This window comes from Paenibacillus faecis, from assembly GCF_008084145.1.
In the GTDB taxonomy this organism is placed as follows: Bacteria; Bacillota; Bacilli; order Paenibacillales; family Paenibacillaceae; genus Fontibacillus; species Fontibacillus faecis.
This window is the reverse complement of sequence record NZ_VSDO01000002.1, coordinates 82057-97518: the sequence shown is the minus strand read 5'-3', so window position 1 is coordinate 97518 and position 15462 is coordinate 82057. Positions and strand designations below refer to the sequence as shown.

11 protein-coding genes are annotated in these 15462 nt (G+C 55.1%); 4 read left to right on the top strand and 7 right to left on the bottom strand.

Translation table 11 applies throughout. The features are described 5' to 3' along the window. Window positions 1–170: 170 nt before the first annotated feature. From FRY98_RS08375 to FRY98_RS08365, 3 genes are read left to right on the top strand one after another with little or no spacing between them, the layout of a single operon-like run. Complete coding sequence (locus tag FRY98_RS08375) at window positions 171–1871, top strand: molecular chaperone HscC (RefSeq protein ID WP_148451321.1); 1701 nt, start codon at window positions 171–173, stop codon at window positions 1869–1871. Beyond that, a complete protein-coding gene (locus tag FRY98_RS08370; protein WP_148451320.1) occupies window positions 1871–4024 on the top strand; it encodes a J domain-containing protein in 2154 nt (717 codons plus the stop codon). Before FRY98_RS08375 ends, FRY98_RS08370 begins: the two co-directional genes overlap by 1 nt. Next, the gene (locus FRY98_RS08365; RefSeq protein ID WP_148451319.1) at window positions 4015–4662 is read left to right on the top strand and encodes a DUF1266 domain-containing protein; all 648 of its coding nucleotides are present in this window, start codon (window positions 4015–4017) and stop codon (window positions 4660–4662) included. The genes FRY98_RS08370 and FRY98_RS08365 overlap by 10 nt, the downstream gene beginning before the upstream one ends. Before the next feature lie 65 nt (window positions 4663–4727). Here FRY98_RS08365 and FRY98_RS08360 read toward each other — a convergent pair whose 3' ends face one another. From FRY98_RS08360 to FRY98_RS08350, 3 genes are all read right to left on the bottom strand, one after another. Then, window positions 4728–5162, bottom strand: coding sequence for a disulfide oxidoreductase (locus tag FRY98_RS08360; protein WP_148451318.1), 435 nt, complete (start codon window positions 5160–5162; stop codon window positions 4728–4730). Between the two features lie 17 nt (window positions 5163–5179). Beyond that, window positions 5180–5896, bottom strand: coding sequence for a DsbA family protein (locus tag FRY98_RS08355; RefSeq protein ID WP_148451317.1), 717 nt, complete (start codon window positions 5894–5896; stop codon window positions 5180–5182). A 220-nt stretch (window positions 5897–6116) separates the two neighbouring features. After that, window positions 6117–6737 carry a 50S ribosomal protein L25 gene (locus FRY98_RS08350; RefSeq protein WP_148451316.1) on the bottom strand — a complete coding sequence of 207 codons (621 nt, stop codon included), beginning with the start codon at window positions 6735–6737 and terminating at the stop codon, window positions 6117–6119. A gap of 568 nt (window positions 6738–7305) precedes the next feature. Between FRY98_RS08350 and ppk1 the strand changes: the two genes are divergently transcribed. After that, on the top strand, window positions 7306–9417 hold the full coding sequence (gene ppk1 / locus FRY98_RS08345; RefSeq protein ID WP_148451315.1) for a polyphosphate kinase 1: 2112 nt from the start codon (window positions 7306–7308) through the stop codon (window positions 9415–9417). On the opposite strand, the gene FRY98_RS08340 is transcribed toward ppk1, so the two are convergent. The 4 genes from FRY98_RS08340 to ptsG form a co-directional block, all read right to left on the bottom strand. Next, complete coding sequence (locus FRY98_RS08340; RefSeq protein ID WP_148451314.1) at window positions 9377–10924, bottom strand: Ppx/GppA phosphatase family protein; 1548 nt, start codon at window positions 10922–10924, stop codon at window positions 9377–9379. The genes ppk1 and FRY98_RS08340 overlap by 41 nt on opposite strands. A gap of 197 nt (window positions 10925–11121) precedes the next feature. After that, complete coding sequence (gene ptsP, locus FRY98_RS08335) at window positions 11122–12834, bottom strand: phosphoenolpyruvate--protein phosphotransferase (RefSeq protein ID WP_148451313.1); 1713 nt, start codon at window positions 12832–12834, stop codon at window positions 11122–11124. Continuing rightward, window positions 12827–13102, bottom strand: a complete 276-nt coding sequence (locus tag FRY98_RS08330; protein WP_148451312.1) for an HPr family phosphocarrier protein — start codon at window positions 13100–13102, stop codon at window positions 12827–12829. Before FRY98_RS08330 ends, ptsP begins: the two co-directional genes overlap by 8 nt. Window positions 13103–13192: 90 nt before the next feature. Next, window positions 13193–15271, bottom strand: coding sequence for a glucose-specific PTS transporter subunit IIBC (gene ptsG / locus FRY98_RS08325; protein WP_148451311.1), 2079 nt, complete (start codon window positions 15269–15271; stop codon window positions 13193–13195). Window positions 15272–15462: the final 191 nt, after the last annotated feature.

The following is a 15462-nucleotide window of genomic DNA, read 5'->3' as shown; positions in this document are numbered from 1 at the left end:
CATAAATACTGAACGAAAAATCAATGGAAATGTTTCAAATCGCCCCTTGGAAATGTTCACCACTTGTGTAACAGTTTATAATGAGAAATGCGCGAGGAGAGTATCGTTACAATTTCTTACTTTCAGACCGATAATTAAAATGAAAACTTATCAGTGAAGCGAGGTACATTATGGCAAAAATCGGAATCGACCTCGGAACCTCCAACAGCTTGGTGGCCCATTGGACCGAAAACGGTCCGGTGATCATTCCCAATTCGTTGGGTTCCCATCTTACGCCATCCGTCGTCAGCTTGGACGACAACGACGAAATTCTGGTAGGGCAGATCGCCAAGGAGAGAAGCATCACGCATCCGCACTTGACCGCTTCGACCTTTAAGCGCTACATGGGGACGGACAAGCAGTACCAGATCGGCAAATATTCTTTTTCTCCCGAAGACCTGTCTTCCTTTATACTCCGGTCTTTGAAGGCGGACGCCGAAGCCTATTTAAATGAAGAGATCGAAGAGGCCGTCATCAGCGTTCCGGCTTATTTCAACGACACTCAGCGCAAAGCGACGCTCCGGGCCGCGGCGCTGGCCGGTCTTCACGTGGAGCGTCTGATCAGCGAACCTACCGCCGCTGCGGTTTCCTACGGACTTCATCAGCAGGAGGCGGATACCCGGTTCCTTGTGTTTGACCTGGGCGGAGGCACATTTGACGTATCGATTCTCGAATTGTTCGAAGGCGTCATGCAGGTCCAATCCATCGCCGGAGACAATTATTTGGGCGGCGAGGATTTCACCGACATTCTGTTATCCTACTTTGTGGAGAATCAGGGCATCGACTTTGTGAATTTGTCGGGCAAAGCCCGGTCGGCCCTGTTTAAACAGGCGGAAACATGCAAAATCGCCCTGGGCAACGGCAATACCGGCGAGATGGTCTTTACCGAAGGGGACAAGACCTACCGGCTGACCCTCGACCGGAACCAGTACGAACAGCTGGCGGGCCAGCTTCTGCTTCGGCTGCGCAATCCGATAGAACGGGCCTTGCGCGACGCTTCGCTGGCGCCGAAAGATTTGGACGCGGTCATCCTCATCGGGGGAGCCACCCGGATGCCGATAATTAAGTCCGTAGTTAGCAAAATGTTCGGCCGCCTGCCTTACTCCAATATCAATCCCGACGAAGCTGTCGCTTTGGGCGCGGCGATTCAGGTCGCGCTGAAAGACCGCGACGCCAGCTTGCAGGAGATGATCTTGACCGATGTCTGCCCGTTCACGCTGGGCACGGACATTATTAAGCGGTTTGACGGCGGCCGGATCGAAGACGGCTATTTTCTTCCGATTATTGAACGGAACACTCCGATTCCGGTCAGCAAAGTGGATCGCCTTTATACCGTTCATGATAACCAGTCCGCGATTACCGTCGGCATTTATCAAGGGGAAAGCCGGCGGGTCGAAAACAATGTGCACCTGGGCGATCTGACCATTCAAATTCCGATGGCTCCGGCCGGTGAGCAAAGCATCGATCTTCGCTACACCTACGATATTAACGGCGTGCTGGAGGTCGAGGTCACCACGGTCAAAACCGGCGAGAAGAAAACGATGATCATCGAGAAGAATCCGGGCCAATATTCCCCGGAACAAATCCAGGCCCGGCTTGAGGAACTGAAGCATTTGAAAATCCACCCCCGCGACCGCAGCGAAAACCGCCTGCTGCTGGCGCGAGGGGAACGGCTATACGAAGAAGCCCTTCATGAAAGACGGGAATATATCGCTGACCTTATCCTTGAATTCGAACGCGTACTCGCCTCCCAAAACGAGCAAGAGATCAAGAAACAAGCCGCCCTGTTCAAGCAGAAGCTGGATTCGCTTGAAAGGTGGACGGAGTTTTAATGAGCTTTTGGAAGTGGCTGAAAATTAGCCCGACCACGGACGTAAAAGCCATCAAACGCGCATACGCCGCTCAGTTGAAACTTCACCACCCGGAAGATGACCCCGCTGGCTATCAAGCGCTGCGGGAAGCCTTCGATGCGGCATTAGCCTATGCCAAAAGAAAGGAATCCGCCGCCAAAAGCGAATCCGAGTTTAGCGGCGAGCCGGCAAACGGAGGGTTTGCCGGAATCCCTGCGGAGGCCCCCCCTGAGAAGGGGGGTCCGAAACTCCTCCGCGTGGTTTACGAACCCGATGTACATACCGAAGAAGAACCCGGAAAAAGCCCGCTGGTCCCACCCGTCCGCATACCGCCGCTGATCCCTGCGGATGATCCGTCCGAGCGGGAAACGACAGGCTGGAACCGCCGGACCTTCTTTCCCCCGGACAGCGACCAAGATCCGGAAGAACCGGGAGGGTCCGTCCTGGTTCCTCCGCCCAGGCTTCCGCTCCCTCCGCTTCCTCTGGATACGGTGAACGAGCAGGAACAAGGCGGCGGCTTAAGAGACCGGGCGTTTCCGGAAATCGAGAACGAAGACCGGCTTCCCTATATTCGGAACTGCCATACCGTGGCCGAATTTATGCAGCGGGCGGCGGAAATTTACGATTATTTTCCTGCGCGCATTTCCAGAGGGGAATGGCTTGAACTGTTGAATTCCGATGTGATGTGGAATATGAGGTTTAAGCGGGAAATCGCCGTTCAACTGCCGGCGTTCTTGGCTGAGCGGCGGTTCCTTCCGACGGAAATTTGGGAGCTCCTGGAGGCCTCGTTCGGCCTCGAAGAGATGCTGAACGAGGGGGATGCGACGAACGGATTCGAGCCTTCTCAGGACCCTTCTTTTACGGCCTATTATATCAGGCAGCTGCGAACCCCCGGACTCCGATACGAGCCGCTGTTGTCGGCCGAAATTCTCAACATGGATCTGTATCTGGATTACCGCGATAAGGGACAACAAGCCTTGGCCGAGAATCGGTTGGAAACCGCGGGAAGAGCGCTCCAGCAAGCGTACGCCCTTTTCCCGGACGATCCCGATCTGCTCCTTCTGCTTGGGGAATACGAACTTCGGGTAGGCGAGGATCGTCACGCCCTGGCCCGGTTTGAGCGCCGGATCGAATTGGCGCCGGAGGAATCCGACGGCTATGTTCAAAAAGCCCGCACCTTATTCTTTAGCGGTCGGTTCGCCGAAGCCGAGGATATATGCAGGTTCATTCTTGCCCGTTGGCCGGGACATACGGGAAGCAAGCTGCTGCTGGCTCAATCGCTGATGCATCTGGGCCGAGAGGGAGAAGCGCTGCATACCTATGAAGCGCTGTACGGACAAGCCGCCGCGTTCGCCAGTCAACCCCCCGCCGCCAAAAAACGGCCCGAGCCGCGGAAAACAGCCTGGACTCAAAACCGGAAAATCAGAAACCATGCTTTGGTGGTCCTCGTCTGCTTGCTGCTTATTGTTGGGCTTTTTATATATTCCAAATCCGATAGCGTCACCGGGGCACCCGTTCCTGTATCCAGCCTTCATCAATTGGAGGACATGGAGTCCGGCACCTTGGTCTCTCTGGAACTGACCGATCTGCGGGATCTTGAGTTGGGAAAATATACATTCCTAACCTTGAGGGATGAGGAAGTCGTCGCCTACCAGGACGCGAATTACGCTTTTCTTAATCCCGAGAAATACGGATCGGCGGATGCTCGGGTATACCAGGCGAATTTCGAAGGAAAACAACTCGCCGTGGTCTCGAAGCCTCTTTTGAGCGAGAATGAAGAAAGGACAGTTAAGGTGGCGGGGTATATCGATACGCTCGGTCCGGGGAAATTGCGAGACTCCCTGGCGGAAGTCCTGATCAGAGAAGCCTCCGGTTCGCGGGAATACGCGGAGCCTCTGAGTTGGGGAAGCGCCGGGGCGGCTATTTCCGGGGTGCTGAGCTGGTTCACGGCGGAAGACCAGGAGCTTGGGCCGGATTGGATCCCCCGGGTTATTGAAATCCGGAATCCGAGGGGGGCGGACAGCATCTGGCATTGCATGATGGCGATCGCGATTTGCGTAATTATCGGACTACGCAGCCTGATCCTCGGATACCTCGAATACGGAAGAAGTGTGAGGCGAAGAATATGGTTTTAAAAAAACGTGCCCTCATCGAGAAAATGACCGCTCCCCTGTTTATATCCGATCCGTTTCATGATGCGGGGATCGGAAACTTCCGCCATTTTGCGAGATCCTCCCGTTATTTTCATCATGATTGGCTCGATTTTTGGGGCGCCGATGAATCCTACCGTTGTACGGAAAAGCTGAAGTGGCTCCTGTATACGGGATACCGGGAGGACTTCAATCGGGCGGCGCACACCCTTTCCGGTCTGCCGGAGAGCACGCGCCGTGCCTATATTCGCAGCCTGCCGGAAACCGATCCGCTCAAGAACCGGATGATTCACGCCGGTCCGTATATGGAGACCCTCACCTTTTCGGGCATCGCCGCCTTTGACTATGCACTGTATCTGACCCTGTTTGTTTCGGCATCCAAAGTCGGTTTCCAAATCCGGGGCGAAGCCGACGTATTCCGCGACAAGCTCTTCAAAATCGCGTACGCCAAATACCGCAGCTGGCACGAATATTTTCAGGCCTGCATCGCCGGGATTTACTTTGTCCTCGCCCAGCCTGAACGCATCAGCGAGTTGGGCGGCAGGCACTATGCGTTTCTGCGGCAGCAGGCGGATGAACAGAACTCGCCGCGTTCACTTCATTGGAACGAATTAAATGCCTAATTTCGCCCGCCAACGACAAAGCGGCGCCCTTCCGGTCCATGACGGACAAAGGGCGCCGCTTGTTGTTAAGCTTCCGGCTGATCCGCGGTACCCTTGCGGGCGGCGGAGAGACATACGATGATCAAAATAAAGGCGATTAACGCCATAAACGGAATCGTCACGAATCCCCACCAGTTCAAATAGTCGAAATTGCAGGGAATCCCTACTTTGCACGGAAGCAGCCTGGACAGCGCCGGGATCTTTTGCTCCGCGTAGTGATATAGCGAAATGGAACCGCCGATAACGCTGAGAGGAATGGCATAAATGACGGCCGAACGGTCGTTCCGGTAGGCGGCAATCCCCAGAATGATCACCTGCGGGTACATAAAGATCCGCTGAAACCAGCATAACCGGCACGGTTCATAGTGCAGCACTTCGCTTAGATACAAACTGCCCGCGGTAGCCACCAGCGAGACCAGCCAAGCGAGATAAATGCCGTAATTCCTGAAAAAAGAACGCATCCGCCGATTCCTCCCCATTACTCGCCGATCGCTTCCTCGATGGCTTTCTTAAACTCGTCATAGCTGCCGACATTTCCGGCAAACTCCTGTCCGTTAATAAAGAAGGTAGGCGTGCTGTCGACCCCCAAGGCATCCCCCTTGGCGTACTGTTTGTCCACTTCTTTTTGATAGGTTTTGTTCTCGATATCTTTGCGGAGCTGCTCGTAGTCCACTTCAAGCTTAAGTTCCTCCGCCAATCCGACCAGGAAATCGACCGTGGCCCACTCCGTGCGTTCGTCGCCTTGCTTGCTGAAGATGGCGTCGAAATAAGGCCAGTAGGCGTCCTTGTTCTGGTGGTAGACGGATTGTACCGCGAGGGCCGCCGTCATCGAGTCTTTACCAATAAAAGGAAGGTTCATAAAGTAAAAAGCGGCCTTTCCTTGATCTATATAGTCGCTGACCAGCTGCGTCTTGATCGTTTCGTTGGCCATTTTGCAGGTCGGGCATTTGAAATCCCCGAATTCCACCACTTTCACCGGCGCGTCGCTTTGGCCGAGCATCGGCAGATTCTCGTAGTCGAACGAAGCAACCTTCGCCTTCGGCTTCGGATCCAAGGACAGCACAACGATAATCAATACGAGCAGAACCCCCACGGTGGAGAACCAAATCACCCGTCTCCGCCGCTGCTGCTGCGCCTGCCTCTCCGCTTCCGCTTTTCGCTGCGTCATGGCATTTCCTGTCTTTTTCGGTGGCACCCAAACCCCTTCTTTCTTCTAATAAAATAGTATAACTCCTAGATCATGCAACCATTCTAGTTACAAATGACAGATTCGTCAAGTTTGAGAGAGTTAGGGGTGTGGGGTTCAAAACCAACGGTGATTTCGCCTGTCCATGTTTCGGCGGATGAAGGAAGACGCAAAAAAACGGCGCAGCCATGAAGACCGCGCCGCCCTGACAACCAGGTCCGATACCCGTTTATTTCTCGTCCGCCGGCTCCGTCTCTTCGGCCGCATCCGGCGACGTCAGATCCGCTTCCGCCACCCGCGGCAGCACAATCGAAGCCAGCAATTCTTCTTCCGCTCCGACCAGCGTAACTCCCGCCGGCAAGGTCACGTCCGCGGCCGTCAGCTTGTCGCCGGTGCCCAAATGCGAGATATCCACGTCGATTTCGGCCGGCAGATCATCCGGCAGCCCTTCCACTTCCAGCTCCGTCGACTGCATCTGCAGGACGCCGCCTACCTTCGTCCCTTGAGCCGTTCCGGTTAGATTCAACGGGACTTTGACGCGGATCGGTTTGTTTTTGGAGACTTGTTGAAAATCGACATGTACCACTTTACCCGCGCGCTGCTGGATTTCCTTGATCAGAACCGGGTAGGTTTCCCCGCTGTCCAGCTTTAACTCGAACACCTCCGCCCGTCCGGTCCTGGAGATTTTGGCCAGCTCCTTGAAATCCACGTGAAGCGGCAGCGGCTCCGTGTTCGCTCCATAGATGACCGCGGGAATTCGGCCGCTGTCCCTTAACTGACGTAGGGATGCCCGGGTAAACGTCTCTCTTCGCGCAGCATCCAAACGATGTGTCTGATGATTCGTTGCCATACATGCATCATCCTCTCTAGAAAAGTTACAGTGGCGCGTACGCCAATAAATGCTATAAATATCTATTACCCTCTTTCTTGCTGAATTTAACAAGAAAAAGCGCAAAAATCGGGAGGAATTTTTACATAGAGTTATAATTTTTACACTGCGTTTACATAATGAGGCATTTCGTTTCCTGCCGGCATAGTAAAATAAAACTATAGATATAAAGTCCCGCCGTCGGAGTCTGCATATTAACGGGAAAATTTCCCGTTAATGTATCGTTCTTGGCCCCTCGACCGGATTTAACTGGAAAAACTCCATCTATTTCGCGGCCCTATTGCCGATATACGCAATTTCAGGCGAATTAACGGGAGGTTTTCCAGCTAATTTCCCTCTGCAGCTGTGTACACACCAAATTAACGGGAAGAATTCCCTTTAATTCGAATCAAACATTTAGCTGCAGGTCAAGCGTGTGAAAGTAACCCACCTTTACGCCGCTGTCTATTATGCAAATCAATAGTTCAACTAACATTAATTGTTTCTATTAAGAAAAGAGAGTTTTCAGGCAAATGGAGGTCATGCAGGAATGGCGCTTGCTGAAAATAAAAATAAAGGGTCCCGCTATTTGAACCGGGACTTGAGCTGGGTTGAATTCAACCGTCGGGTTCTGCTGGAAGCGAAGGATCCGGACACGCCTTTGTTGGAAAGAGCCAAATTTCTCTCGATCGTGTCCAGCAATCTCGACGAGTTTATGAGCGTTCGCGTGGCGGGCATTCAGGATCAAATCCGGGCGGGTTACACCAAAACCGACTTCACGGGCTATACGCCGGCCGGGTTGTATAAACGCTTGATTACCCGGGTTTCGGCTATGGTTGGCGAGCAGTACCGAACCTTCCGGGATTTAACCCGCCAGCTCGCCAAGGAACACATTCAATTCCTCAAATACGAGGAATTGAACTCCACCCAACGGAAGTCGATGGAGACCTACTATCACGACATTATATTTCCGGTGCTGACGCCGATGGCCGTGGATCAGAGCCGCCCGTTCCCGCTGGTTCATACCGGATTCGTGTATTTGGCGGTCGTTTTGGCGAGGGACCCCCTGCCGGCGCAGGGCCTGGAGGAAGAAGAACGGGAGCCTTATTTTGCAATCGTGCAAATCCCGTCCAACCTGTCGCGGATTATCCCTCTGCCGCATCATTCCAACAGCAAAAAGCAATCTTTTATCCTGATCGAAGAGGTCATTCAGCACCATATTCACACGCTGTTCAGCGGGTATACCCCGCTGGCCGTCCATCAGTTCCGGGTGACCCGGAACGCCGATTTGGCTTTGGATGAGGAAGGGGCCGAGGATCTGCTCGAGGAAATCGAAAAAGAGCTCCGCAAACGCCGCTGGGGGGCGCCCGTCCGGCTTGAAATCCAGAAGGGGATTCATCCTTACGCGCTGGAAGTGCTGCGGGAGGAATTTGAAATCACCGACGCGATTTTTCAAATCGACGGACCGCTGGACCTCGGCTTTCTCGGCAAGCTCCCGTCCGCGGTCAAAGGGTATCCGAAGCTCCGGTATCCGCAGATCGAGCCGGTCTATCCCCGAGAGTTCGAGATGAGCGAGGATTATTTCGAGGTATTAAAACAACGGGATGTCCTGGTGTACCATCCCTATGAAAGCTTTGAGGCCGTCACCGACTTTATCACCCAGGCTTCGGAAGACCCGGCGGTCATGGCGATCAAAATGACGCTGTACCGCGTCAGCGGCAATTCCCCGCTCATTCAGGCGCTGGCCCGCGCGGCCGAGGCAGGGAAGCAAGTCACCGTCGTCGTAGAGTTGAAGGCGCGGTTTGACGAGGAGCGGAATATCGCCTGGGCCCGGACGCTGGAAAAAGCGGGCTGCCACGTCGTATACGGCCTGGTGGGCCTGAAAACCCACGCCAAAATCCTGCTTGTCGTCCGCCAGGAAGGGCGGGACCTGACAAGGTATGTACATGTAGGAACCGGCAACTACAACGATATCACCGCGAAACTGTATACGGATATCGGATTGTTTACGGCGGATCCCGCAATCGGCGAGGATGCCTCGCAGCTGTTTAATCTGATTACCGGCTATTCGGAGGCCGACCACTGGAAGGCGTTTACGCTGGCGCCCACGGGAATGAAGGACCGCCTGTTCTCGCTGATCCGCCGCGAGGCGGAGCATGCGGCCGCGGGAAGGCCGGCGCGGATTATCGCGAAGATGAATTCCTTGTCCAATCAGGAGATGATCGACGAATTGTATGAAGCCTCCCGGTCGGGCGTCAATATCGATTTGATCGTCCGCGGCGTCTGCTGCCTCCGTCCGGGAATCGAGGGCTTAAGCGAACGGATTCGGGTCGTCAGCATTGTGGACCGGTTTCTCGAGCATTCGCGGATCTATTATTTCGAAAACGGCGGCAAACCGGAGGTCTGGTTGTCGAGTGCGGATTGGATGACCCGCAATCTGACGCGCAGGCTGGAGCTGATGTGCCCGGTTCTCAATGATGAAACCCGCACAACGCTCATGCAGGTGCTGATGCTTTCCCTGGCCGACAACGTCAAGGCGAAGCAGCTTGTTCAGAACGGCAAGTATGTCCCCGCCGTCCGCGCGCATCCGCCTCGCCGGAGCCAGTTCGACGCCCTGGATATCAGCAAGTGGAAGAAGGAATCAACTCCCACTCCAACCTGAGCTTCCAGGCCTTCTTAAAGCTTTTGGCCGCGCCCTCGAGCCGGCTCGTTTCCAGATAAGCCCGGCTGCGGCATTTTAAGCGGAGCAGTAATGCTCCGTCCTGCAGCCGGGCTTCCTTGATCTCCACGCTCTGCGTTTCGCTGGCATCCAGCGCGATCGCGATCTCGAGCAGCGAACCGAGTTCGCGAATCCGCTCCGGGTCGCCCTCCTCCAGAAGCCGTTCCAGTTCGCCATCGATTCCTTTCTTTCCGCCTCCCGCCGCGCAGTCGACGATCGCCGCGCACAGCACCGCTTCCCGATGGCTCAGGGCGCCCAGCGGCGCGTGAAGCAGCCAGTATGACGTATGTTTGTCGTACTGGTGATAGCGGATCGCTCCGCCGATTTTGTAGAGCATCGAAGAGGCGAACAGCAGCCGGCGCGTCTCCGCCGCCTTCTCCGGCGCGGGTCCTCCCGCTTCCATGACGGCGCTCAGCCGCTCGGCAAACCGGCTGACCTGCCGGAAATGGCCGAGCGGCGCCCCGGCATGGAAAGCGAGCAGGCCGTAGGCCTGCCGGGCCAGCACCTCCGCCGGCTCGGGCACCCCGATGCCGAGCGTATCCATCAGCAGGCCCTCGCGCAGCCCGGTCCCGCTCACAACGCAGCAAGCCGCGCCGGTATGGCGGAAGACGGTCTGCAGCAGGATCATCCCGGGTACGATAATATCGGCCCGGGATTTGGGCAGCCCGTCGAGCGCCTTGCGTTTCTCCAGCGGCAGGTAAGGCAGCAGATCGGCGTAATACGCCAGGCTTTCGGCATCCAGCCGATAGTGGTGCGCCAGCCGGACCGGGTACTTCCGCCTGCGCTGATCCAGTTTGCCGAGCGTCCGGATGGTGCCGCCAAGGCCGATCAGTTCAAGTCCCGGGTGTTCCGCAAGCCACTTATGCTCGGACAGCAGCCGCTCGATTTCCTGCTGCAGCCTGGCCGTATCGGCTTGCCCCCAAGGGTCCGGGCCTCCGTATTTCAATTGCGCGTTCACCGCTCCGATGGGCAGCGACACGCTGTGCTGCAACTGGCGATCGCGAAACAAAGTAATTTCGGTGCTTCCGCCGCCGATATCGATAATGAATCCGTCCTTCGTCTCCATCCCGGCGGCCACGCCGATAAATCCGAAGTACGCCTCTTGTTCCCCGGTTAAGATTTCAATCTCAAGTCCGGTTTCCGCTTTTAGGCGCTCCGCAATGCGCACGCTGTTGGCGGCGTTCCGGATCGCCGCCGTGGCGGCCACGCGTACGGTCCGGCAGCCGTATACCTCGCAGATTTCGCGAAACTGGGACAAGACGGGAACAATCCCGAGAATGGCATGCTCTTCCAAGATGCCTTCGCGGTTGATTTTTCCGCTAAGCCGGGCGGATTCCTTGTTCTCGTTAACCAGCCGGTAAGCCCCTTCCGGCGTAGCTTCGTAAATCGCCAGACGGATGGAGTTGGAACCGATGTCGATAATCCCCGTCCTCGCTAAGTTGTTCGTCATGAGTAGATTAGCTCCTGTTATCTCTTTTTAAGTTTTAAGTTCAAACCAGCCCGTGCCTTACACAGTAAGTTTTACCCTCACTTTATCCCAAATAAGCGAAAAAATAAACCGAAGCGCAAAAAAAACCGGCACCCTCAGGCGCCGGTTAAGTAGGAAACCCACAAAAATGTTGGAAAAGATGCAAATAAAATCGATGATTATTCGCCGATACCGCGTACCAGTTCGACGACTTGCTCCGCGGTTTGCATTTGCAGAGCCTGCTCGGCCAAAGATTTCATCTCCGCCTTGGAAAGCTTCGCAATTTGCGAACGGGCAGGCAGAATCGAGGTCGCGCTCATGCTGAATTCGTCAAGCCCAAGTCCGAGCAACAGCGGGATCGCCGTGGCATCCCCGGCCATTTCGCCGCACATCCCGGCCCAGCGTCCTTCTCTGTGCGCCGCGTCGATTACCATTTTGACCAGACGGAGAATCGCCGGATTGTAAGGCTGATACAGATAGGATACCCGTTCGTTCATCCGGTCGGCCGCCATCGTGTACTGAATCAGGTCGTTGGTTCCGATGCTGAAGAAATCCACTTCTTTGGCAAACTGGTCGGCGAGAACAGCCGTCGATGGAATTTCCACCATGATCCCCAATTGGATTTCGTCGGATACGGCAACGCCTTCCGATACCAGCTTTTGCTTTTCTTCCAGAAGCAGCGCCTTCGCCTGACGGAATTCGTCCAGCGTGGCGATCATCGGGAACATGATCCGCAAATTGCCGTAAGTGCTGGCGCGCAGCAGGGCCCGCAGCTGAGTGCGGAAAATATCCTTGCGGTCCAGGCACAGACGAACCGCCCGGAAGCCCAGGAACGGATTCATTTCCTTGGGAAGATCCAGATAAGGCAGCTCCTTATCGCCGCCGATGTCCAGGGTGCGGACGACGACCGGTTTGCCTTCCATCTTCTCCAGCACCGTCTTGTAGGCATTGAACTGGACGTCCTCGGACGGCAGTTCGGTTCGGCCCATGTACAAAAACTCGGTCCGGTACAGACCGACGCCTTCGCCACCGTTCTCCAGTACCCCGGCGACATCGTTCGGTGTCCCGATATTGGCGGCCAGTTCCACATGGACGCCGTCCTTGGACACGGTCGGAACCTCGCGAAGCTTCTTCCACTCCTCGATTTGCCGGAGATATTGGTCGCGCTTGACCTTATACTCCTCCAGCACTTCAGGCGCAGGGTTGACGATAACCGTCCCGCCCAAACCGTCGACAATCACGGTATCCCCGGCTTCCACCCGGGACAAAACGTCCTTCGTTCCGACGACGGCCGGAATTTCCAAAGAACGGGCCATGATGGCCGAGTGGGAGGTTCTGCCCCCGATGTTCGTCGTAAAGCCCTTTACATACTTCCGGTTCAGTTGGGCCGTATCCGACGGGGTCAAATCCTCGGCGATGACGATCACTTCTTCGCCGATCTCCGCGGGATTGACGTATTTCAATCCCAGCAGATGGGTGAGCACGCGTTTCGTCACGTCGCGCATATCGGCGGCGCGTTCTTGCAAATACGCGCTCTTCATGTTTTCAAACATGCTGATGAACTGTTTGGCTGTTTCGTCCAGCGCGTATTCCGCCGAAACTTTCTCCTCGGCGATTTTATCGCGCACCGGCGTAAGCAGCTCCGGGTCGTTCAGAATTAACAGATGGGATTCGAAAATTTCCGCCTTTTTGGCGCCAAGCTCCTGCAGCGTGCGCTCTTTAATCGCTTCGAGCTCCTGCTGGGAAGTGGCCAGAGCCTGCTCCAAACGAGCAAGCTCTGCGGCCGGATCCTCAGCGTTTTTGCGCTTCACCGTATAATCGGGATGCTCCAGCTTAAAAGCGGCAGCGATCGCGATTCCCGCGGATGCGGCGATGCCGTCGATCTTAAGCATCAATTTCGCCTAACCCTTCGTTAACCATCACATCCGTGAGCGCTTGAAGAGCTTCCGCGGCACTGTCGCCTTCCACGATTAAAGTGATGTTATCGCCTTTTTCCAAACCGAGGGAAAGAACGCCCAGGATCGATTTTAACGTCACTTTTTTACCGTTAGCTTCAGCAAAAGCTTCCGCGTCTTTGAATTTATTAGCCGTGTTGACCAATGCCGTTGCCGGACGAGCGTGGATACCGTCTTCGTCAGTAATTCTGAATCTTTTTTCCATGTTGAATACACTCGCTTTCTTATTATGAATTCACCCTTATTGTAAGGGATCTGTAGTACCAAAATCCAATTTCCTCGGCAAATTGTCAAATTAGCGGATGTCGATAATATCGCCTTCGCCTTTTTTCAGGGCACCGCTTTTCTTCAAAGTAACCGCGGCTCCTTCGGGAAGATTCGAGAAAATAATCGGCGAAATGATGGAAGGCGCATGCTCTTTCACATAAGCGAGATCGACCTCCATAATCGGCTGACCGGCCGCGACCAGATCGCCCTCATTGACAAGCACCTTGAAGCCCTGCCCTTTGAGTTTCACCGTATTGACTCCAATGTGAACGAGCACTTCTTTACCGCCGTCGGACATGATGCCGATCGCGTGCTTGCTTGGGAATACGTTAAACACTTTGCCGTATACCGGTGAACAGATGTTGCCGTCCGCCGGAAGCACGGCGAAACCGTCGCCCGTCATCTTTTCGGAGAACACGGGGTCCGGCACCTGGGTTATATCCAGCAGTTCCCCGTTTACCGGCATCACGATATCCTCATTGATGATCGCATCGCCGTCCTTGGCGGCTTGCTGCTCGACTTCGGCCGCTTTTGGCGCGGCCTCCGCGGCGACATCCGGCTTCGTTGAAATCGCCGGCGTCCGGCCGCTCATGATGTCCGCAATCTGCGATTTAATGGTATCGGATCGGGTCCCGAATATCGCCTGAATGTTGTTGCCGACCTCGAGCACGCCCGAAGCGCCCAATTTTTTCAGCCGATCCTTGTCGACATCGGCCTTATCCTTCACCTCTACCCGCAGGCGGGTAATGCAGGCATCCAGGTGGGCGATGTTGCTTCCGCCTCCGAGCGCCGCCAAAATGTTATGCGGAAGCTCGTCCTGCTTCACCGCCGGACCTTTTCCGGCTTCTCCTTCGCCTTCCGGCGCCGCTTCTTCCCGTCCCGGCGTCTTCAAGTTAAACTTCCGGATGACAAAGCGGAAACCGAAGTAGTAGATCACGGCGAGAATCAGACCGACGATGATCACATACCACCAAGGAGTCCGACCCGGAATGACGCCAAAGATCAAATAGTCGATCAACCCGCCGGAGAACGTCATCCCGATTTTCACGCCGAGGATTTGCATCACCATGAAGGACAGGCCCGCAAATACGCAGTGTACCGCGAACAGGACGGGAGCCACAAACAGGAACGAGAATTCCAGCGGCTCGGTAATCCCGGTGAGGAACGAAGTCAGGGCTGCGGAGCCCATGATCCCGGCCACATACTTTTTGTGCTCGGGCTTGGCTTCGTGATAGATCGCCAGTGCGGCCGCCGGCAGACCAAACATCATGAACGGGAATTTACCGGTCATGAACGTACCGGCCGTAAAGTCAACGCCGTCACGGAGCTGCGCCATGAAGATTTGTTGGTCGCCGCGAACGAGTTGGCCCGCTTTGTTCACGTATTCTCCAAACTCGAACCAGAACGGCGAATAAAAGATATGGTGCAGACCGAACGGAATGAGCGCACGCTCCACAATCCCGAAAATGAACGCCGACAGCGTGCGGTTTTGCTCAAGCATGAAATGGGACGCCGAGTTTAGTCCCGATTGGATCGGCGGCCATATGACCACCATCAGCAGCCCGAGCAGGACGGATGTCGCCGCGGTCATGATCGGCACAAAGCGCTTACCGGCGAAAAAGCCTAAATAAGAAGGCAGTTCGATTTTAAAGAACCGGTTGTACATGCTGGCGGCCAAAACCCCGACGATAATCCCGCCGAACACGCCCGTGGCCAGCGTCGGAATTCCCAGCACATTCGCGTAAGCCGGATTGGTTCCGATCATGGACGGAACAACGCCGATCACGGTTCCCATCGTCACGTTCATGACGAGGTAACCAATGATGGCGGCCAAGCCCGCGACGCCTTCTCCGCCGGCCAAGCCGACCGCTACCCCGACCGCAAACAGAAGCGCGAGATTGGTAAAGACGATTTGGCCCGCGTTCATCATGACCGTGGCAATAGCGTGTACCGTCGGATTTTCCAAGACCGGAACATGTTCCAGAAACTCCGGACTTACCAGCATGTTGCCGATCCCAAGAAGCAGTCCCGCGGCAGGAAGCAGGGCCACAGGGAGCATAAGCGCCTTACCGACACGCTGTAAAACGCCGAAAAACTTCTTGAACATAAGTAACCTCCCACCTCATTCTTAAAGGTTCAGACAACAAAAAAGCATGAGCCAATGAAAGTTAATTAATCGCAATTACCGTAATCACGGTTATAATACCCCGCAATCCGGCGATACAATCAAAAAAACTTTTATCAACTCATGCCTGATCGAATCAGTAACACGTTGTCATGAAGTATGTTGTTGTTTAC